Annotated in this window: 1 protein-coding gene; it reads left to right on the top strand. The window is 31.1% G+C overall.

Features of this window, described 5'->3' with window-relative positions; translation table 11 throughout:
- Window positions 1–52 precede the first annotated feature (52 nt).
- Window positions 53–940, top strand: coding sequence for a DNA adenine methylase (locus L979_RS14865; RefSeq protein WP_036851131.1), 888 nt, complete (start codon window positions 53–55; stop codon window positions 938–940).
- Window positions 941–988 lie beyond the last annotated feature (48 nt).

Below are 988 nucleotides of genomic sequence, written 5' to 3'. Positions count from 1 at the left end.
GAACTTATAGAAAACTGGAATAAATTTTACCAAACTAGAAAGACAATAAATAATGCTTAGTTTAGACGAGAAGAAAATCAGAAAAGGTAAACCTATTGGATTACCATACCAAGGAAGCAAGAAAAAGATAAGCAAGAAAATAGTTGAGATTATCAAACAGAACTTTGGCACAGACAAGCCGATATACGACATCTTCGGAGGAGGCGGAGCAATTACATCCGAATGTATTTTAAATGGCTTAGAAGTATATTATAACGACTTAGACAAGGATATAACCAACGCTTTTGAACGAGTTATCTCTCAAGACCGTGAGTGGATTAAAAGCCTTATTGTTTCACGTACAGAGTTTACCGAGATTAAGGAGAAAGAAAACAAGACAACAGATGACTTTTTGAAGTTGCTGATTAACTCTTTCGGTAATAAAAAGAGAGATTATTTATATTCTAAAGAAATTTCAGATTTAAAATATAATCTAGCTAAAGAAATAATTGAAAAGCATGACGTTTTTAGTGGTTATAAACAGACCAAAACATATAAGAGATCGATTGAAAAGTACAAACAATTTCAACAAATTCAACGACTTCAACAACTTGAACGACTTGAACAACTTCAACGAATTCAACAACTTCAAAAATTAAATAAAATAAAAGCTACAAGCAAAAGTTATCACGCTTTTAGTGATGTTTCTGGAGCTATTCTATATCTTGACCCACCTTATGAAGAAAGTCACCAAAAAGGTTATATTAATCAATTCGATAGTCAAGAATTTTATGACTGGGCATTTGTAATGGCTAAAAATAACATCGTGATAATTTCAAGTTATTCAATTTCAGATGAACGCTTTGAAGCTGTATATTCTTTTGACAAAGCGCGCAGCACTCTCCAAAGTGGAAGAAGCAAAAAAGAAAATGAGAAATTATTTATGGTTAAAAACAGTTAATATTTGATAAAGTAAAAGCAATTTGATAGAATAGAGTTATAAATAGAG

This window comes from Kocuria sp. ZOR0020, from assembly GCF_000800955.1.
GTDB classification, from domain to species: domain Bacteria; phylum Actinomycetota; class Actinomycetes; order Actinomycetales; family Micrococcaceae; genus Kocuria; species Kocuria subflava.
The sequence above is the reverse complement of the archived record's forward strand: the minus strand, read 5'-3'. Positions and strand labels throughout refer to the sequence as shown.

Bases quoted from the DNA above. Each gene is read 5' to 3' on its own strand.
- L979_RS14865 (WP_036851131.1), top strand. From the start codon at position 53: ATGCTTAGTTTAGACGAGAAGAAAATCAGAAAAGGTAAACCTATTGGA.